This window comes from Photobacterium ganghwense (assembly GCF_003025595.1).
Lineage (GTDB): Bacteria > Pseudomonadota > Gammaproteobacteria > Enterobacterales > Vibrionaceae > Photobacterium > Photobacterium ganghwense.
This window is the reverse complement of the sequence record NZ_PYMI01000001.1, coordinates 658,005-676,951: the sequence shown is the minus strand read 5'-3', so window position 1 is coordinate 676,951 and position 18,947 is coordinate 658,005. Positions and strand designations below refer to the sequence as shown.

Here is an 18,947-nt window from a genome sequence, read left to right as displayed (position 1 = left end):
TTACTTCACCGCGTTCTCGTTGTGCTCTGCCGGAAGGTTTACCACCGGAATCTGGTTTAAATTCCACTTCCAGTTTTCAGGCGTCGTTTCGACCGGAATCATCTCAATACAATCCGTCGGGCAAGGTGCCACACACAGGTCGCAACCGGTACATTCTTCTTTGATGACGGTGTGCAGGGCCTTCGTGCCGCCGACGATCGCATCAACCGGACAAGCCTGAATACATTTGGTACAGCCGATACACATGTCTTCGTGGATAAAAGCGACTTTTTTGATGCTTTTTTCCGGATCGTGCGCCATTTCCTGCACTTCAATGCCCATCAGATCGGCCAGTTTCTCGATGGTTGGCTGACCGCCCGGAGGGCATTTGTTGATGTCATCGCCGTTGGCAATGGCTTCTGCATAAGGGCGGCAGCCCGGGTATCCACATTGGCCGCACTGAGTCTGCGGTAGGATGGCATCAATCTGTTCGACAATCGGATCAGCTTCCACTTTGAAGCGGACGGAGGCGAACCCCAGGATCAGACCGAAAATAGCGGCAAGGACGGCAATCGCGATAACCGCAATGATTAACCCACTCATTTATAGTTTCACCAATCCAGTAAAGCCCATAAAGGCCAGAGACATCAGGCCCGCGGTAATCATGGCAATAGAGGCACCTTTAAAGGGGGTCGGTACATCAGCGGCAGCAATGCGCTCACGCATGGAGGCAAACAGTATCAGCACCAGTGAGAAGCCCACAGCCGCGCCAAAACCGTAAATCACGGACTCGATAAAGTTATGGCGTTCATTGATGTTCAGCAGCGCGACGCCGAGAACGGCACAGTTCGACGTGATCAGCGGCAGGAAGATACCCAGCAGTCGGTAAAGTGTCGGACTGGTTTTATGCACAACCATTTCGGTGAACTGAACGACAACTGCAATCACCAGAATAAAACTCAGGGTTCTGAGATATTGAATGCCCAACGGGACAAGGATGTAGGTTTCGACCAGGTACGCGCAGACCGAGGCCAGCGTCAGCACAAATGTGGTTGCCAGGCCCATACCGATTGCGGTCTCCAGTTTTTTGGAGACCCCCATGAAGGGGCAAAGCCCTAAGAATTTGACCAGTACAAAGTTGTTAACCAACACTGTACCGACAAGAAGCAGAAGGTATTCAGTCATACCGCCAAAATACAATTTCCAAAAGATCCTAATATTATCTGCCTTTGTAAGATCTATAACAACTCCCATCGAGCAGGGTTTTTGCTCTTCGGCGACCTTTTCGCCATTCATTCTGCGGTTGTTGACGGTTAAGTTAACTTTCCTTAACCAAAGTCACCAGAATTTAAAGCATGGCATCCTTTTGTCACTGTCGGCAGTTATCCGCTTGACCCTCGGGGCGAATGTAAAGGAGGGAACCTCAGAATCAGATTCCGATCCTAGGTGGAGTGTTTCGTAAAGTTGAAGGGCTAAAGTAAGAGTTTATGGTTAAATATTGCTCAATTAGAGTTTGAATTAAACGCTCGTTAGAAAAAGCGTGAAAAGCGTCATTATCCGCTTGCTTTTTTCTTGGCCTGTAAAGACAAGGCGTTAGCTGAGTTATCCACGGAAACTGTGGATAAGTGTGTTAATTGATATATGGAAAAATAGCATAGAGCGCCCTTTTGATACGGTGTGGTTGCTTTTTGATCGATATCGTTAAAGGGAATAAATGGCTGTAATAGAAGGTATGAGCTAAAAAAGCAAGAGGCAGAAAATCTTATTTAGAGTAATTACTTCAGGTATTTCTTCTGGCACGTTTTTCTGTGAATTAAGAATCTCAGAAACTTGGATAAGCTGTGGGAAACTAAGTGCTAGTAAAGGTATAAAAGAGGTGGTGATAAGCGATGTATTGCCAAATAAAGTTGACAATGTGCTGTGTGAGGGCAGTGATAATACGCCGATAGCCAGTTAGGATCAATAGGTGAGATATAAATTTTTTGTTTCAGTTTTGAACCATGGCGTCGAGTGTAGATAAGGCCAGTTAATCCCTGATCAGGAGATACATAAAGCTATTGTGGCACGCTGGATCTTGGATGAATGATTGACATAATAAAACGGCATAGGACAATGTAGGCCACTGATCATATAGCCAGTACGGTAATTCTATGGATAAGTCTTCTAGCAAAACGTTTAAGCTGTCTTCCAACTATGCTCCTTCCGGTGACCAGCCGGGGGCTATTAAGCAGTTGCTGGAGGGGTTGGAAGCCGGACTGGCGCACCAGACGCTGCTGGGCGCAACGGGAACCGGTAAAACCTTCACAGTGGCGAATGTGATTGCCGAAGCAGATCGTCCTACCTTGATTCTTGCTCCCAATAAAACGCTGGCAGCGCAGTTGTATGGCGAGATGAGAGAGTTCTTTCCGGAAAATGCGGTGGAATATTTCGTCTCTTATTATGACTACTATCAGCCGGAAGCCTACGTGCCGACCACGGATACGTTTATCGAAAAAGACGCCTCGGTGAATTCTCACATTGAGCAAATGCGGCTGTCGGCCACTAAGGCGCTGATGGAGCGACGCGATGTCATCATTATTGCTTCGGTGTCGGCGATTTATGGTCTGGGGGATCCGGACTCATACCTGAAAATGATGCTGCATATTCGCCGTGGCGATATTATCGACCAGCGCGATATCTTGCGTCGTCTTGCGGAGCTGCAATATACCCGTAATGAGATGGCTTTTGAGCGGGGGCATTTCCGGGTGCGTGGCGAAGTCATTGATATCTTCCCGGCGGAATCGGAAAAAGAAGCCGTCCGTATCGAGCTGTTTGATGAGGAAGTGGAATGTATCAGTGTGTTTGATCCTCTTACCGGCGCCATTCTGCAGCGCGATCTGCCGCGTTATACCATTTATCCGAAAACCCACTACGTCACGCCGCGAGAACGGGTACTGGAAGCTATTGAAGGCATCAAAGTCGAGCTGATAAGCCGTAAAAAAGATCTGCTGGCAAATAATAAGCTGGTGGAAGAGCAGCGTATTACTCAGCGTACTCAGTTTGATATTGAGATGATGAATGAACTGGGCTTTTGTTCCGGTATCGAAAACTACTCCCGTTACCTCAGTGGGCGCGCGGAAGGTGAACCGCCACCGACACTGTTTGATTACCTGCCGCCAGATGGTTTGCTGATCATCGATGAATCCCACGTGACGGTTTCGCAAATCGGGGCTATGTACCGGGGGGATCGTTCCCGGAAGGAAAATCTGGTTGAGTACGGGTTCCGACTGCCGTCGGCATTGGATAACCGACCTTTGAAATTTGAAGAATTTGAAGCACTGGCTCCGCAGACGCTTTATATTTCTGCGACGCCGGGCAGCTATGAGATTGATAAATCTGGTGGTGAAATTGCAGAGCAGGTGGTTCGTCCTACTGGCCTGCTGGATCCTGAAATTGAGGTGCGACCGGTAGCCACCCAGGTGGATGATCTGCTCTCGGAAATCCGTATTCGAGAGGCCAAAAATGAGCGGGTGCTGGTAACAACCCTGACCAAGCGTATGGCAGAAGACCTGACTGAATATCTGAGTGAGCATGGGGTAAAAGTGCGGTACCTCCACTCAGATATTGATACCGTTGAGCGGGTTGAGATTATTCGTGATTTGCGTCTGGGTGAGTTTGATGTGCTGGTCGGGATCAACCTGTTGCGGGAAGGTCTGGATATGCCGGAAGTATCACTGGTGGCAATCCTGGATGCCGACAAAGAAGGCTTCCTGCGCTCTGAGCGTTCTCTGATCCAGACAATTGGCCGTGCGGCACGTCACCTTGAAGGCCGCGCGATTCTGTACGCTGACCGGATAACCGGGTCAATGGAACGGGCGATCAACGAAACTAACCGGCGTCGTGACAAGCAGATCGCGCACAATGAAAAGCACGGCATTGTGCCACAAGCACTCAACAAGAAAGTGTCCGACATCATGGAGCTGGGTGGTGCCGGTAAAGGCCGTAAAACGAATCGGGCTGCACAGCTGCATAAAGTGGCTGAGAAGAAAGGTACGTATAGCACGATGACTCCGCAGCAGCTGGAGTCGGAAATTCAGGGACTTGAAAAGCAAATGTATGATGCTGCCCAGAACCTGGAGTTTGAGACCGCGGCCGAGTTGCGCGATAAGATCCACAGCCTGAGAGAGCAGTTCATCGCGAACAGTTGAGTAGTCGTCGCTGAGCCGTAGTTTTTTTGTAGTTTGTATCTTTGCTGCATGTAATCAGTGGCTGAAAGGCAAGTTTTTCAGCCTGAATTAGGACAAACGGTTCAGCGTAGCCAAATTTCAGGTAAAAAAAAGCCAACCGAAAATAGGTCGGTTGGCGTCATTGTTTAAGTGAAAATATTCCACAAACAACGTCAGTTGGCTAGGTTGACTCTCAGGAAGAGTCACAATAGTTAATGCAGGCACTGTGCCAACTTTTGTTGTGTTCTTTAATTGCACTTTTTTATTGGGGATAGTGGGGTTTTTGAACATGATTGACTTGCAGAACCGTACTGCGAATTGCATTTTGCAAATCAATATGCAATTCATAATGAAAAATTCGCACAAAAATGCAAACATAATAAAAAAGTGATACCTCTTTTTTTCTATTTATTACAATTAGTAAAGAGTCACTGGATTTGGAGGGGCAATGGAGAGCAAATCTAAACAGCGTCAAGTCTTGATGGTTGAAGACACGGCGTCCGTAGCGACGTTGTACAAGTCCTACCTGAATCCGCTTGGAGTGGCTGTCACTATCGTTGGAACAGGTTCCGATGCGCTGGCGTTTATTAAAGATACCGTCCCGGATTTGATCCTGCTTGACTTGCGATTGCCTGATATGACCGGTTTAGAAGTGCTGGAAGCGGTCAAAAATGATTATCCGAATGTGCCGGTCGTGATCATGACGGCGCATGGTTCAATCGATGTGGCGGTTGAAGCCATGCGATATGGCGCTCAGGACTTTTTGATTAAACCGTGCGAAGCCGATCGGCTCCGGGTGACAGTCAATCAGGCGCTGAAAGAAGAACAGCGCAAAAGTGAAGGGCAGACAACCTCAAAACAAACCGGTGCGCAGTATCAGGGATTTATCGGGAACAGCTTACCGATGCAAGCCGTGTATCGGGTGATTGAATCAGCGGCTTCCAGTAAAGCGACAGTCTTTATTACCGGTGAAAGCGGAACCGGTAAAGAAGTGTGTGCCGAAGCCATTCATGCTGCCAGCCCACGCAGCGATAAGCCGTTTGTCGCGCTTAACTGTGCCGCGATTCCAAAAGAGCTGATTGAAAGTGAACTGTTCGGCCACGTGAAAGGTGCGTTTACCGGGGCATCGACCGAGCGTCAGGGCGCTGTGGAGATGGCGAACAACGGCACCCTGTTTCTTGATGAGTTATGTGAAATGGATTTGGATTTGCAAAGCAAGTTGCTTCGCTTTATTCAAACCGGCACTTATCAGAAGGTGGGCTCATCCAAAACGCAGTCGGTTGACGTCCGTTTTGTCTGTGCAACAAACCGTAACCCGTGGTTGGAAGTGCAAGAAGGTCGTTTTCGTGAAGATCTATACTACCGCCTGCATGTTATTCCGATAACCCTGCCACCACTTCGTGATCGTGGGGAGGATGTCCTTGAAATTGCGCATGCCCTGCTGGCGTTGATGTCAGTGGAAGAGGGCAAAAATTTCAGCCGTTTTGCACCTGAAGTCATGGAGTTATTCCGTCGCTACCACTGGCAGGGGAATGTCCGAGAGTTGCAGAATGTAATTCGGAATATCGTCGTGCTCAATAGTGGTGAAGAAGTCACCCTGATGATGGTTCCGCCTCCCATTAACAATGGTGGCGTTAATTTTGCATCTCCTCGTAACACAGTGGTGAGTACCCCGCTGGAGGGCGATCCAGTACCGTCGGTGGGAACCAGCCAAATTGTAGATAAGTCACAGGTTGAACCGCTCTGGGTAGTCGAAAAGCGAGCGATTCAGGCGGCCATCGATGCCTGTGATGGAAATATTCCGCGCGCTGCGGGCTTATTGGAAGTCAGTCCGTCAACGATTTATCGAAAATTACAAACCTGGCAGGAAGCCCAAGGTTAGTTGTAGGGAGAGTATTGCATGACATCGATTATCAATGCAGATACCATCAAACGAATGGCTGATGAAGTGGGTCACGACACATTGCAGCTGCTGTTGAATGTGTTCAGCGACGAACTTGACCAGTATTTTCGTCAATTATCCTCCCAGCCTACGATCAGCCAGGTACGGGAGATCAGCCACGCGATTAAAAGCAGTGCCGCCAGCTTTGGGGCAGATGAACTGGCCGTAATGGCTCAGGAATGCGAGTCTCGGGTGAAACAGGGGCAGGATCAGTGGATTCTGGACCATCTGCCTGAATACAGACAGATGGTGGAAGGTATGGCGATAGAATACAGACGATTAGCGAGCCTGGAGAATCCGGTCAACTGCCTGTCGTAACTTTTCTCTGTCGTGCCGCCACTGGTGGTTGTTTGATGCGAGGGGCATAATCAGTTGCTGATACTTCGCATCAATCGCCTCCTGCTGGCGATCAGTTACAATCACATCAATCGGGCGGCCGCCCATCGAACGTTCACACCAACGCAGCATATCGGCCAGGGTCATTTTTCCCGCAGGGCCTTTTTCCTTATCCAGATTCATTACAAAGACGATCTTCGCGCGGCAGCGCTTCAGTGCCAGCTCAATCTCTTTGAGCAATAACGGCGGCATAATGCTGGTCAGGAAGCTACCCGGGCCCAGCAGGATTAAATCGGCCTGTTCAATTGCCTGAACCGCTTCTTTGGTCGCAGGCACTGCCGGTTCAACGTAAAGCCGCAGCGGTACGTCTTCCAGCTCATCGACGCTGGTCTCGCCACAGATGATTTCTCCGCTTGGGGTCATGGCAGAAAGATCAGCCGGGTGTTCTGACATCGGTAGAATATGAGGTTGCACTTTGAGCATATCCCGGATCAGGTTGATGGCTTCCAACGGCCGAATGGACAGATTATCAAGCGCCTTAAGCATCAGATTACCCAGGTTATGGCCATCCAGTTCGCCATTGCCCTTGAACCGATACTCAAAAATCATCGACCCTACCGAAGGCTCAGTAATCAGCTGGTTAATACAGTTGCGGGTATCCCCCCAGGCGATACCGCCCTGACAGGCTCGTATACGGCCGGTTGAACCTCCGTTGTCCGTTGTGGTGACAATGCCGGTGACCTTATCGCCAAAGTCGGATAGGGCTGAAAGCATGCGGCCAAGCCCATGTCCACCGCCAATGGCAACAATGCGTGGGCCGGTGTCGGCCGGAGTGGTATCGGTCGGTGTAAGAGGGTCAACCGTAATTGCGCGGGTACTGTCTGACGTCATGGAGTCTGTCTGTGATCAAATTCTTGCTGTGCCCCGAGTGTAACCTGTCAATGTCAGAGGAAACAACTGCAGGTGCCGGGATGATATATTAATCACGTTTAGTATGGGTGGGCTGAATAAAAAATGCCCTCTCAAAAAGGCGGAGAGGGCGGAAAGACAACATCGGCAGCAATTGGGTATCAATGCGGTTTAAGGTATCAATGCGGTTTTTGCATAATGCTCATCAGATAGTCGTAGGTGTCATGGCAGTTCGGAGCACTCAACAGTACTTGTTTCTCACTCGCCGGTACCGGTAATAACTCCAGCCAACGCTGACACAGCCAGCTCAGGTTGTTGTATTGTTTTTTCTTGTGTAGCCCGCTGAGTTCGGGGTGCTTGTCAAACACGACTTTCAGTTTGTCTGCCAGAATTTGCTGATCCCGGCGAAGCTCAATGTCCGGCCAGCGTGGAATACTTTCGCATTCCGCCATGAACATGCCTTCATCGCACTCCTGCAAGCTGTCGATACGAAACGTTTCGTGGCCGACCACGGTGACAATCAGCGTTCCGTCTTCTGGTGAGATGTCAAAATCTTCGACAGTCACGCGGGTGCCAATATGGAAGAAGTGCTGACCGTGTTCATCTTGATCAAACATGCAAACACCAAGACTCTGACTGGACTTCATGGCCGATTTAAAGTTTTCCATTTGTGTACCAGGGGCGATACGGATTGGAATACGGCCACCAGGCAAGATATGACGTTTTTGAAATAATAGTGGAATGTACTGTTTCATAGTCTGCTCCGGTTGCCTTTGTCTGGTGATATAGACAAAGCAAATGTGATGCCGGAATTTCAGACTGCTGCTATTTCTACGCTGGTGGCCGTTTTAAAATGTTGTAGTTTCATTTTGCAAAACGAATTGCATATATTCCTGTGCATTTTGCGAATCATTTTTGATTTGCAATGATTTTTAGCGCGTTGTCACTAGGCAGCAGCTCTAAATGGCTTTGTTCGTCAAAGTACCATCCTTTAATTAATCCTTTCTCCTGCATATCCAGAAAACCGTCGATCACTTGCTGAGCTTGTTTCCTGGCTTGCTTGGCATCCAGACCTTCTTCCCGCTGCAAGTAGAGCGCAATATCATCAATTGAAGCCGATTCGATAATATTGGACATAATATCCTCACTTTTTGTAAGAAAATATTCCCATACTTACTTAAGTAGTATTGTCGTGAAATCTGTGGAACGGTAGAATGCGGCACGAATTTTTTGCAGTGATTTGCCACACGTGCTAATGATCTGATACTTTTATTAACAGTACGCTATTGTGCTCATTTCGGTTTAATCAACAGAGGCACAATTGCCATAACTCCGAGCTTGCTGCACTAAGTTCCTGATCTTGGCCAAGGGTCTGTGACGGGGATAGGTGAGTTAAGCCAGTGACAGGTTGTCACCAGGGTCGATAAAGAAATGCATCGGCCTCCCATATTTGGAAAGGTGTTCCGTGGCGAAACAATTTGAAGATAGCTTCCATCGCAAATTCTATTATTTGCGTCTTTCAGTTACAGACGTCTGTAACTTCAAATGCACATACTGCTTGCCTGATGGCTACCACCCGGCGGAGAAGAAAAAGCCGTCTTTTCTGACGCTGGATGAAATCCATCGAGTTACGGCTGCTTTTGCAGAATGTGGCACAACAAAAGTCCGCATCACTGGCGGAGAGCCAAGCCTGCGTCGAGATTTTACCGACATCATCCGCACCGTGGCAGAACAGCCGGGCATTAAGAAAGTGGCTACCACAACCAATGGTTACCGGATGGCCAAGCAGGTACGTCAATGGCGTGACGCCGGGTTGACGAGCATCAATGTCAGTGTCGATAGCCTTGACCCCAGAATGTTCTACCAGATCACTGGCGAGAACATGTTTCAGCAGGTGATGGAAGGCATTGATGCGGCTTTTGATGCCGGTTTTGAGCAGGTGAAGGTCAACACCGTGCTGCTTAAAGATCTGAACTCCCAGCAGCTGCCGCAATTTCTGGCTTGGATCAAACATCGTCCTATTCAGTTGCGCTTTATTGAACTGATGCAAACCGGTGAGATGGACACGTTATTCAATAACCACCATGTCTCTGGTGTCGCGATCCGCAATCATCTCATTGCTAACGGTTGGGTGCTTAAACTCAAGAGCAGCAATGATGGCCCGGCTCAGGTGTTCTGTCATCCGGACTATCAGGGTGAAATCGGTCTGATCATGCCTTACGAGAAAGATTTCTGTAAAAGCTGTAACCGCTTGCGTGTCTCTGCTATGGGGAAACTGCACCTGTGTCTGTTTGGCGATCACGGTGTCGACTTACGTGATCTCATGCAGCAGGATGACCAGCGAGAGGCGTTGATCGCGCGTATTCAGGGTGGGTTGAATGATAAAGCGGTGAGCCATTTTCTTCAGGAAGGCAACACCGGGATGACTCCTCATCTGGCATCTATTGGCGGTTAAGACTGCCTGATCTCTAATTCTTTTCTTCTGGTAAATACGGATGAATCAGTTTACGCATATTAATGCTTCAGGCGAAGCAAACATGGTTGATGTGTCTGCAAAAGCAGACACAGTACGAGAAGCACGCGCAGAAGCCTTTGTGCATATGGCGCCTGAAACACTGCAGTTGATTGTCTCAGGACAGCATCATAAAGGGGATGTCTTCGCGACAGCCCGCATCGCTGGTATTCAGGCAGCGAAGAAAACCTGGGATCTGATCCCGCTTTGTCACCCGCTGCTACTGTCAAAAGTGGAAGTACAGCTGGAAGCCATTGAGTCAGAAAACAAAGTACGGATTGAATCTTGTTGTAAGCTAGCAGGAAAAACCGGCGTAGAAATGGAAGCTCTTACTGCTGCATCGGTTGCTGCTTTGACAATTTACGATATGTGCAAAGCGGTGCAAAAAGATATGGTCATCAGTCAGGTTAGGTTGCTGGAAAAAACGGGCGGTAAATCGGGTCATTTTAAGGTGGAAGCATGATTAAAGTTCTGTTTTTTGCACAGGTTAAAGAGTTGGTGGGGACGGATAGCCTGGAAATGACACCTGAATTTGCGACGGCTGAAGCACTGCGTGCCCATCTGGCGGAGCAGGGTGATAAATGGCAGCTGGCGCTGGAGCCAGGTAAGCTGCTGGTTGCGGTCAATCAGACAATCACGTCTCTTGATAGCGAACTGACTGACGGTGATGAAGTGGCCTTTTTCCCACCAGTGACCGGAGGCTGATGATGATTTCTGTTCAGTTTGAAGATTTCTCGGTGGCTGAGGAATATGCGCTGCTAGCGGAAGGGACGGACGCCGGCGCGGTTGTCACGTTTATCGGTAAAGTCCGTGATTTCAATCAGGGAGACAGTGTTACCGGACTCTCGCTGGAGCATTATCCGGGAATGACGGAAAAATCGCTGGCTGAGATCGTCGATAAAGCGCGTACACGCTGGCCGCTGCTAAAAGTGCGCGTGATTCATCGGGTAGGTGATTTAAATCTGGGTGATCAGATTGTGTTCGTTGGCGTGACCAGCGCGCATCGCGGTGCTGCTTTCGAAGCTTGTGAGTTCATCATGGACTACCTGAAAACGCAGGCCCCGTTTTGGAAGAAAGAGCAAACCCAGGAAGCGTCCCGATGGGTAGATGCCCGAGAGACAGATACTAACGCTGCTAAACGTTGGGAAAAATAATCAGCAGTCTGCTGACCTGTATCAGCACCTGATATCTGTCTGTTCAGGTGCTGTGCTACATTGCGTTACCATTTTCCGGCTACAATTTTTGGTTCTCCCTGCCGCGTACCTAGCTATATCCTCTAAAGAGAAATTCAATCCCTTATCCCTTTCAGTTGAAAACGCTGTACCACGAACTATCCCCCTATATTCAGCTGCATAAACTTTCTTGATTATTCAGGTGTTTTTTCTGTTATCCCTGTGCTACTTTGAATTTAAAGGTGATAAATAACCATTAAAACTGAATGGTTAATCGGGCGTTGTGAGGGGCTTGTATATCCGGCTAATCATGAGATTGCATTCAGTAACAAATCACTTAGTCAGTCAACGAAGAATGAGACAAGGGAGCTGGCCTATGATCAGGAGCGATCGTTTACTCTATGAATTAGAGCCCGAGGGATTTGGCAGTCGCTTCTGCGAACCCTGGGAACAATGGAAAGAAAAAGCGCAGCGCGTTTTGCCGCATTTTCCGGATGATGTGTTGGAACAATGGGTGTATCGCCATTGGAAAGGCGTTTTTTATAATTGGGGCTGGCTGGATTTTCAGTCAATGCGATTCAGTTTAGAAGAGTGGACGACCACGAATATTCAGTCAAAAATCCAAACGCCTCATATTGATACAGTGAACAAATTATCGGGTCGAATGATGAATCCACTGTTCCAGAGAAGCTGGCTGGTTCAGGAAATGCAGTTGCTGGGGACTTGGCCAGTTGCGCCTATCGTTCTCCACTATGAAAGAGATCTACCCATGCTTAATGGCAAAACGCTGAAAGCCCCGTTTAACTTATTGGAAGGGCATCATCGTTTAGCCTATTTACGTCAAATGGCTGAACAAGGTGTCGATGTGTGTGAACAGCATAAAGTGTGGGTTGTCAGAATTCCACTTCATTAAATATTCATTCATCTTCATATTTGATAAGCGGGTATTTTCATATCCGCTTTTTTGTTTTTGCCCATCCCAATCTTAAGTCCCTGCAAAAATCCCCCATTATTAAATTCTTTGTGAGGATAAAAATAGACTGTTTTTTGTTCTGCTTTGCGGTGTTCATGTTTGTTTTATGTGATTTTTTTATATTTATTTTGTTTGTTTATAGTTTAAATATTCCTTTTAGTTATTTAATTTTTCCTGATGTGAAAAGGTGTTTTAGTCATTTAATGATTAATTTATCAATTGCTTGGTTCTGTTTTTTTGGTTTTTTATTCATTTTTTTGTTGATTGTATGTTTTTGGTGGTTGGGTTTAGATCTTTTTAGAAAGCTGTTTAGCAGTATTTTGTTATGTTGATGTTAAAAAGTTCTGTTGCTATGTTTCGTGGCGACTCAGGACGAGTTGATACACAAAATAATTACAGGAAAGTAAAATGAAAAAAACACTACTAGCAGCAGTTATTCCCGCCGTATTATTCTCTACCACCGCGTCGGCCGTCGAAATCGTGAAAAGTGATGAGGCCCTGGTCGATTTTTATGGTCAGTTGCGTACGGAAATCAAAAAGCTAGAGGACAAGGATGTGACTCTAAATGCCGGTTCATCACGAGCTGGTGTGCAAGCGCAGTACAAAGTTAATGATACTGTGGATGTTTTCGGTAAGGTTGAATTCGGACTTAACTACACTACCGATACTGAAGATTATGCAATGAAAAACCGCCTGCACTTTGCGGGACTGGACACTCAATTCGGAAAGATCTCCTTTGGTCGTCAGTGGGTTGTTGCTGATGATATCTACGGTGCAGATTACTCGTACTTCTTCGGTGGAACCGGTCTGCGTTATTCAACGCTATCAGGTGCTCGCCACGATTCACTGATTAAATATAACTACGAAGGTGAAAACTTCATTCTGGCTGCTAACTACGGTTTGCCAGAAGATGATTCAAATCAGGAATTGTCTGAGCTGTTCGTCGCATCAAGCTTTGGTGGTTTTAACTTCCACCTGGGTGGTGGTGTTAACCGTGATAAAACCGTTTCTATTGGCGATGGTGTTTCTGCGGATATCGAAAACACTTACTATGAAGGTACTGTTGAGTATACCTTTGGCCCGGCGCTGATCGGTTTCACGTACTACAACGCGGAACTGGAAAACAAAGCGACTGGTGCAACCATCGATGAAGACGCATACAGTCTGGCCGGTACTTTCAGCTGGGCGGACAATGCAACAGCTTACGCGGGCTATGAATATACAGATCAGAAATCCGATGCATTCACCGAAGATGGTGACGGTAAACTGTTCTACATTGGCACCGATTACCACTTCAACAGCTGGTCACGTGTGTATGTTGAATACGCGTATGCTGACGGCAGCACACTGGGCTACACCAACAAAGAAAGCGATAGCTTCGTTGGTATTGCAACTGCTGACGGCGAAAGCTCGTTTGCTGTAGGTGCTCGCGTTTACTGGTAATTCTGGTCCATGGTTCATTGTCTTGTTTATTTTTGCCCGGTATCTGCCGGGCTTTTTTATCGGATAGGCTAACCAGCCAGCTGAGAATTACTCCTTCTTTATATAGATGCTCTTGTACTTAGGCACCTTTTTTATCTTTAGGTACCTCCTATATAAAGAGGGAAAAATCGGGAACGTGGCCTGTTCTGTATCATCAGTGTTCGTCGAATTTGTTCATTTGCTGGTAACACCTGCGCTCGGCAGCGTTGAGCTCCATCATGATCAGGTCGATATCAGCCTGTTGCTGCAGCAGTTTATACTGCCGTGCCCGAATAGTATTGAGCATCACCTGCACCTGCTTTTTGTTTTGAGCCTCAGCATCGTACAAATTAAACAGCTCCTGAATGTCATTCAACGTAAAGCCCAGTCTTTTTCCGCGCAGGATTAATTTTAGGCGTGCTCTGTCCTGACGAGAGAAAATGCGGTTTTTTCCTTCTCGCTGTGGTTTCAGAAGCCCCTGATCTTCGTAAAAGCGGATACTTCTTAAGGTTACTGAGAATTCTTCAGCCAGTTCAGAAATGGAGTAGGTGTGTTGCCGGGAGGAGGGTTTGGTGATCATTGTACATTCCGTTTATTACCACTGATGTTACGGCCGTCAGGGCCGGGACCTGTTCCTTGATCCTTCCGGATAATTTCACAGTGGGGAGCAAATAACAAGTGAGGTAATAAAGAAGAAACTAGCCCCTTGAAATCAAGGGGCTAGAGGTGGTGTCAAGGCTGCTAACGCTTATTTGGCACCGTTGGTACCGTCTTTGGTTTTATGAGCCGGAGGCACATAACCATGACGTACACGGGAAGGGCTTGGACGTGAAAAACAACCAGCTGGTCTCATACTTTTCAAACTCTCAAGATAGAACGGAACGGGAACGGAATGTGTTGGTTAAGACTAATGTTATGAAGTGCATAGCCAACAGAGATGATAGTAGCGTTATTCATGTGTTAGAGAAACGTGTCCGTCTTGAAAATGAGTCTATGTAAAAACTTATTCTATAAGGTCTCTTTTATATGCATAGCAGTTATTAAAAAAGCGCTGAGAATCGGACCCTTCCGGCAGGATAGGTCATCCTGTGCCATAGTGTAGAAGTGCTGGTTTATCAGACTAAATGACAGCCGTCAGAAAAGAGTATTGCACTACGTCTGCTTTGTCTGTTTTATCAGCCCTGCATGGCAACCGGGCTTGTCATGCACTGCACTTAACGGTTAACAGCGGAGGGTTCCATGAAGCACAAACGCATGAGCAATCGCCGGATTAAACAAATGCTGGGTGATATTAACCACGATGGTCTGTTTGACGAGGTGGTCAGTCATGAAGGCAGGCAGCCTGTCGTCGAGAAAAAAGCAGAATCGATGGATGATATCCCGCCAAACATCAACATAGACAGTGAAAATAAATAGCCTGATCAAATTTTAAGCGCCGAAAAGGCGCTTTTTTTGGTATGAGTTCAAGTTTTGACAGACCTCCAGTTGACTGTTCTTTTTTTAAACGTTGCAAAAAGATGAATATGCTGCCGGTTTGTTCAGTTTTATGATTATTTATTCAATTTTTGTTGTTTTTTGGGTTTTCTGGCGGAAATTACTCCTCATTACCTGTTCTGTGATACATCAAACTGCAACATTTGTTGCATCTGGTGGGTTGTTCTATATGGGTGTTACAGATCGGAATTATGTCGCTTTCTGTAAACAAAATGTGGCAAATTACTTCGATGCCTGCTAATGTTTTGACCAATTCTTCGGTTGCTTTGTGTCGTTTAGGATTAACGATGCAAATATTGCAACAGGTTAGAGTCTATGCCGACCGAAGAGACTCAAGGACGTACAATCTATGTATCGGAGTTAATGCATGTATAAGAATAAGATTACCCAGGCTCTTCTTCTGGGTGCGGGTATGGCGGTAGCAACCACATCATTTTCTACTCTTGCTGCGAATGTTCCTGCTGGTGTCAAACTGGCTGATAAACAGGAAATGGTTCGTGGCAACGGCACCGAAGTAGAATCCCTGGACCCGCAAAAAGTATCTGGTGTACCAGAATCTAACGTTATCCGTGATCTGCTGGAAGGTCTGGTTAACCAGGATGGTGAAGGCAAGCTGGTTGGCGGTGTTGCTGAGTCATGGGAAACAACAGATAACACAACCTGGACCTTCCACCTGCGTAAAGACGCTAAATGGTCTAACGGCGACCCAGTGGTTGCCGGCGATTTCGTATACGCCTGGCGTCGTCTGGCGGATCCGAAAACGGGTTCTCCTTATGCTTCATACCTGGAAATGACAACAATGCAGAACGCATCAGATGTTATTTCTGGCAAAAAATCTCCTGACACTCTGGGTGTAGAAGCGGTAGACGCGCACACTCTGAAAGTCACTCTGGAAAAACCCGTTCCTTATTTCGTTTCAATGACCGTGCATACTTCTATGAAGCCGGTAAACCAGAAGGTCGTTGAAACGTTCGGTGACAAGTGGACCAGCCCTGAAAATTACGTCAGCAATGGCGCATACGTGCTGGATAACTGGGTAGTGAACGAGCGTATCGTTCTGACGCGCAATGCGAACTACTGGGACAATGCCCACACGGTACTGAACAAAGTCACTTACCTGCCGATCGAAAATCAGGTTGCTGAAATGAACCGCTTCCTGGCCGGTGAAGTAGACGTTACTTATGAAATGCCAAACGAGCACTTCAGCCGTCTGGTGAAAGAGCATCCGGAAGATGTCAAAGTGACACCTTACCTGTGTTCTTACTACTACGAGTTCAACACGGCGAAAGCACCGTTTGATAACGAGAAAGTACGTAAAGCACTGTCTTATGCAATCGATCGTGACGTTATTGCCAAATTCATCGTTGGTAAAGGTGAAACACCAGCCTACAACTTCACGCCACTGGCGACCAATGGTCTGGAAGTTGAAATGCCTGACTACTCTAAGCTGTCTCAGAAAGAGCGCGTAGAGAAAGCGAAAGCCCTGCTGGCTGAAGCGGGTTACGGCAAAGATAATCCACTGAAATTCGACCTGCTGTACAACACCAGTGAAAACCACAAGAAGATTGCGGTCGCTATCGCGTCTATGTGGAAGAAAAACCTGGGTGTGACAGCAGTGCTGGAAAACCAGGAGTGGAAGAGCTATCTGGACAGCAAGCGTCAGGGTAACTTCGACGTTTCCCGTGCCGGCTGGTGTGGTGACTACAACGAAGCATCTACCTTCCTGGCAATCATGCGTGATGGCCACTCTCAGAACTATCCGAAGTACACTAGCCAGTCTTACGACAAAAAACTGGACCTGGCACTGACTGCTGCATCTGACGCAGACCGTTCAAGTGCTTACAAAGATGCGGAATCACTGCTGGCGAAAGACATGCCTATCATGCCTATCTACCACTATGTGAACGCACGTCTGGTAAATCCTAAGCTAGGCGGTTACCCAGAGCGTAACCCTGAAGATAACATCTTCAGTAAAGACCTCTACATCATCGCTGACTAATTCATAGTTACTATAAGCAATGATCCTTTATGCACTGCTCTCAGGAAGAGAGCAGTGCAGCTTTGGTATTTTTATACCAGTTGATTTGACTGTCACAGACTGATGAACGGTGGAGTTTATGATTAAATTCATCGCTAAACGGATTTTTGAAGCAATACCGACCCTGTTGGTGTTAATTACAATTTCCTTCTTCCTGATGCGCTTTGCACCAGGTAACCCTTTCTCAAGTGAGCGCCCGCTTCCGCCGGAAGTGATGGCGAATATTGAAGCCAAATACGGCCTGGATAAACCGGTATTTGATCAGTACACCACGTACCTGACCAATATCGTCCAGGGTGACTTCGGCCCGTCATTTAAATACAAAGATTTCACCGTTAATGAGCTGGTTTCTGAAGCCTTGCCGGTATCGGCAAAAATCGGTTTCTTTGCGTTTATCTTTGCTCTGGTAATGGGGGTCACGGTCGGTACCATTGCCGCCCTGAAACAGAATAGCTGGGTGGATTACTGCATTATGTCGACGGCGATGGCCGGGGTAGTGATGCCGTCCTTTATCCTCGCGCCGGTACTGATTTACATTTTCTCCATCAACCTGGGCTGGTTGCCGGCGGGTGGCTGGAACGACGGTTCTACAAAATTTGTGCTGCTGCCGATGATCGGCATGTCGCTGCTTTACGTGGCGACATTCGCCCGTATTACCCGTGGTAGCATGATTGAAACGCTAAACAGTAACTTCATCCGTACTGCACGTGCGAAGGGACTGAGCTACACCTACATCATCCTGAAGCATGCTCTGAAACCAGCGATGTTACCGGTGGTGTCATACATGGGTCCGGCTTTTGTCGGCATCATCACAGGTTCTGTGGTTATCGAAACTATCTTTGGTCTGCCGGGTATCGGTAAGTTGTTCGTGAATGCTGCCTTTAACCGCGATTACTCGCTGGTTCTGGGTATCACTATCCTGATCGGGACACTAACGATTATTTTCAACGCCGTGGTTGATATTGTGCTGGCGTACATTGATCCGAAGATTCGTTACTAAGAGGCCAACAGATGATGCTTACTAAAAAAGAAAACGTGAAGGCCGTTGAAAATTTTTCCGAGCAGCTGGAAATTGAAGGCCGTAGCTTATGGCAGGATGCCCGCATTCGATTCACCCGCAACCGTGCGGCCATGGTGAGTCTGGCGATCCTGTTCCTGATTTCCCTGGCCGTGATTTTTGGCCCGATGTTCAGTCAGTACGCATTTGATGATACTGACTGGTACGCGTTGCATAGCGCGCCAAGTTTGGGTCCGGAAGGGCACTTCTTCGGGACGGACAGCCTGGGGCGTGACCTCTACACCCGTACCCTGATCGGCGGTCGAATCTCATTGATGGTCGGTATCATGGGCGCGCTGGTGGCCGTGATTATCGGTACACTTTACGGTGCGGCCTCTGGTTTCATCGGTGGCCGAACAGACCGCATCATGATGCGTATTCTGGAAATCCTGTACTCCATTCCGTTCATGTTCTTCGTGATCGTGCTGGTAACTTTCTTTGGCCGAAACATCATGCTGATTTTCGTGGCAATCGGGGCCATTTCTTGGCTCGATATGGCGCGTATCGTGCGTGGTCAGACACTGTCGCTGCGCAGCAAAGAGTTCATCGAGGCCGCGCATGTTTCAGGCGTAAGCAAATGGCGCATCATTACCCGCCATATCGTGCCTAACGTACTGGGTATCGTTGCTGTTTATTCCACGCTGCTGGTACCGTCAATGATTTTGACAGAATCCTTCCTCAGCTTCCTGGGCCTTGGGGTACAAGAGCCAATGACCAGTTGGGGCGCATTGCTGCAAGAAGGCTCACAGACAATGGAAGTGGCGATTTGGCAATTGATGTTCCCTGCCGCCTTTATGGTGGTGACCCTGTTCTGCTTTAACTATGTGGGTGACGGATTGCGTGACGCACTGGATCCGAAAGACAGATAA

At 47.7% G+C, this 18,947-nt stretch carries 19 protein-coding genes and 1 riboswitch; of the genes, 13 read left to right on the top strand and 6 right to left on the bottom strand.

Annotated features, from left to right (window positions below; genetic code table 11):
* Both rsxB and rsxA read right to left on the bottom strand, forming a co-directional pair.
* Positions 1 to 582 (bottom strand): electron transport complex subunit RsxB, encoded by a 582-nt coding sequence (rsxB, locus tag C9I92_RS02940; protein ID WP_047884048.1) that lies wholly within the window; start codon positions 580 to 582, stop codon positions 1 to 3.
* Positions 583 to 1,164 carry an electron transport complex subunit RsxA gene (gene rsxA, locus C9I92_RS02935; protein ID WP_047884214.1) on the bottom strand — a complete coding sequence of 194 codons (582 nt, stop codon included), beginning with the start codon at positions 1,162 to 1,164 and terminating at the stop codon, positions 583 to 585.
* A gap of 965 nt (positions 1,165 to 2,129) precedes the next feature.
* On the opposite strand from rsxA, the gene uvrB reads away from it, so the two are divergent.
* The 3 genes from uvrB to C9I92_RS02915 all read left to right on the top strand — a co-directional run bounded on the left by uvrB (position 2,130) and on the right by C9I92_RS02915 (position 6,444).
* Positions 2,130 to 4,166 carry an excinuclease ABC subunit UvrB gene (gene uvrB / locus C9I92_RS02930; protein ID WP_047884049.1) on the top strand — a complete coding sequence of 679 codons (2,037 nt, stop codon included), beginning with the start codon at positions 2,130 to 2,132 and terminating at the stop codon, positions 4,164 to 4,166.
* Between the two features lie 466 nt (positions 4,167 to 4,632).
* Positions 4,633 to 6,066 carry a quorum-sensing sigma-54 dependent transcriptional regulator LuxO gene (luxO, locus tag C9I92_RS02920; RefSeq protein WP_047884051.1) on the top strand — a complete coding sequence of 478 codons (1,434 nt, stop codon included), beginning with the start codon at positions 4,633 to 4,635 and terminating at the stop codon, positions 6,064 to 6,066.
* Between the two features lie 18 nt (positions 6,067 to 6,084).
* Positions 6,085 to 6,444 carry an Hpt domain-containing protein gene (locus C9I92_RS02915; RefSeq protein ID WP_047884052.1) on the top strand — a complete coding sequence of 120 codons (360 nt, stop codon included), beginning with the start codon at positions 6,085 to 6,087 and terminating at the stop codon, positions 6,442 to 6,444.
* Here C9I92_RS02915 and yvcK read toward each other — a convergent pair.
* From yvcK to C9I92_RS02900, 3 genes are all read right to left on the bottom strand, one after another.
* Positions 6,406 to 7,353, bottom strand: a complete 948-nt coding sequence (yvcK, locus tag C9I92_RS02910) for a uridine diphosphate-N-acetylglucosamine-binding protein YvcK (protein ID WP_084712470.1) — start codon at positions 7,351 to 7,353, stop codon at positions 6,406 to 6,408. The genes C9I92_RS02915 and yvcK overlap by 39 nt on opposite strands.
* Before the next feature lie 197 nt (positions 7,354 to 7,550).
* Positions 7,551 to 8,126 carry an LON peptidase substrate-binding domain-containing protein gene (locus C9I92_RS02905; protein WP_047884053.1) on the bottom strand — a complete coding sequence of 192 codons (576 nt, stop codon included), beginning with the start codon at positions 8,124 to 8,126 and terminating at the stop codon, positions 7,551 to 7,553.
* A gap of 154 nt (positions 8,127 to 8,280) precedes the next feature.
* The gene (locus C9I92_RS02900; protein ID WP_047884054.1) at positions 8,281 to 8,508 is read right to left on the bottom strand and encodes a hypothetical protein; all 228 of its coding nucleotides are present in this window, start codon (positions 8,506 to 8,508) and stop codon (positions 8,281 to 8,283) included.
* A gap of 181 nt (positions 8,509 to 8,689) precedes the next feature.
* Positions 8,690 to 8,848, top strand: a riboswitch (molybdenum cofactor riboswitch).
* Here C9I92_RS02900 and moaA point away from each other — a divergent pair.
* The 6 genes from moaA (at position 8,837) to C9I92_RS02870 (ending at position 13,471) form a co-directional block, all read left to right on the top strand.
* The gene (gene moaA, locus C9I92_RS02895; RefSeq protein ID WP_047884055.1) at positions 8,837 to 9,826 is read left to right on the top strand and encodes a GTP 3',8-cyclase MoaA; all 990 of its coding nucleotides are present in this window, start codon (positions 8,837 to 8,839) and stop codon (positions 9,824 to 9,826) included. It overlaps the preceding riboswitch by 12 nt.
* Positions 9,827 to 9,866: 40 nt before the next feature.
* The gene (gene moaC / locus C9I92_RS02890; RefSeq protein ID WP_047884056.1) at positions 9,867 to 10,346 is read left to right on the top strand and encodes a cyclic pyranopterin monophosphate synthase MoaC; all 480 of its coding nucleotides are present in this window, start codon (positions 9,867 to 9,869) and stop codon (positions 10,344 to 10,346) included.
* Positions 10,343 to 10,588, top strand: a complete 246-nt coding sequence (gene moaD, locus C9I92_RS02885; protein ID WP_047884057.1) for a molybdopterin synthase sulfur carrier subunit — start codon at positions 10,343 to 10,345, stop codon at positions 10,586 to 10,588. Before moaC ends, moaD begins: the two co-directional genes overlap by 4 nt.
* A gap of 2 nt (positions 10,589 to 10,590) precedes the next feature.
* Complete coding sequence (moaE, locus tag C9I92_RS02880; RefSeq protein ID WP_047884058.1) at positions 10,591 to 11,037, top strand: molybdopterin synthase catalytic subunit MoaE; 447 nt, start codon at positions 10,591 to 10,593, stop codon at positions 11,035 to 11,037.
* 394 nt (positions 11,038 to 11,431) lie between these two features.
* Positions 11,432 to 11,968: a hypothetical protein gene (locus C9I92_RS02875; RefSeq protein ID WP_047884059.1), complete on the top strand. Its 537-nt coding sequence runs from the start codon at positions 11,432 to 11,434 to the stop codon at positions 11,966 to 11,968.
* Between the two features lie 468 nt (positions 11,969 to 12,436).
* Complete coding sequence (locus C9I92_RS02870) at positions 12,437 to 13,471, top strand: porin (RefSeq protein ID WP_047884060.1); 1,035 nt, start codon at positions 12,437 to 12,439, stop codon at positions 13,469 to 13,471.
* 193 nt (positions 13,472 to 13,664) lie between these two features.
* On the opposite strand, the gene C9I92_RS02865 is transcribed toward C9I92_RS02870, so the two are convergent.
* The gene (locus tag C9I92_RS02865) at positions 13,665 to 14,069 is read right to left on the bottom strand and encodes a MerR family transcriptional regulator (RefSeq protein WP_047884061.1); all 405 of its coding nucleotides are present in this window, start codon (positions 14,067 to 14,069) and stop codon (positions 13,665 to 13,667) included.
* 659 nt (positions 14,070 to 14,728) lie between these two features.
* Between C9I92_RS02865 and C9I92_RS25355 the strand changes: the two genes are divergently transcribed.
* The 4 genes from C9I92_RS25355 to oppC all read left to right on the top strand — a co-directional run bounded on the left by C9I92_RS25355 (position 14,729) and on the right by oppC (position 18,947).
* The gene (locus C9I92_RS25355; RefSeq protein ID WP_157038305.1) at positions 14,729 to 14,905 is read left to right on the top strand and encodes a hypothetical protein; all 177 of its coding nucleotides are present in this window, start codon (positions 14,729 to 14,731) and stop codon (positions 14,903 to 14,905) included.
* Between the two features lie 445 nt (positions 14,906 to 15,350).
* Complete coding sequence (locus tag C9I92_RS02860; RefSeq protein ID WP_047884062.1) at positions 15,351 to 16,982, top strand: ABC transporter substrate-binding protein; 1,632 nt, start codon at positions 15,351 to 15,353, stop codon at positions 16,980 to 16,982.
* Positions 16,983 to 17,100: 118 nt separating this feature from the next.
* A complete protein-coding gene (gene oppB, locus C9I92_RS02855; protein WP_047884063.1) occupies positions 17,101 to 18,021 on the top strand; it encodes an oligopeptide ABC transporter permease OppB in 921 nt (306 codons plus the stop codon).
* 14 nt (positions 18,022 to 18,035) lie between these two features.
* On the top strand, positions 18,036 to 18,947 hold the full coding sequence (gene oppC, locus C9I92_RS02850) for an oligopeptide ABC transporter permease OppC (RefSeq protein WP_047884217.1): 912 nt from the start codon (positions 18,036 to 18,038) through the stop codon (positions 18,945 to 18,947).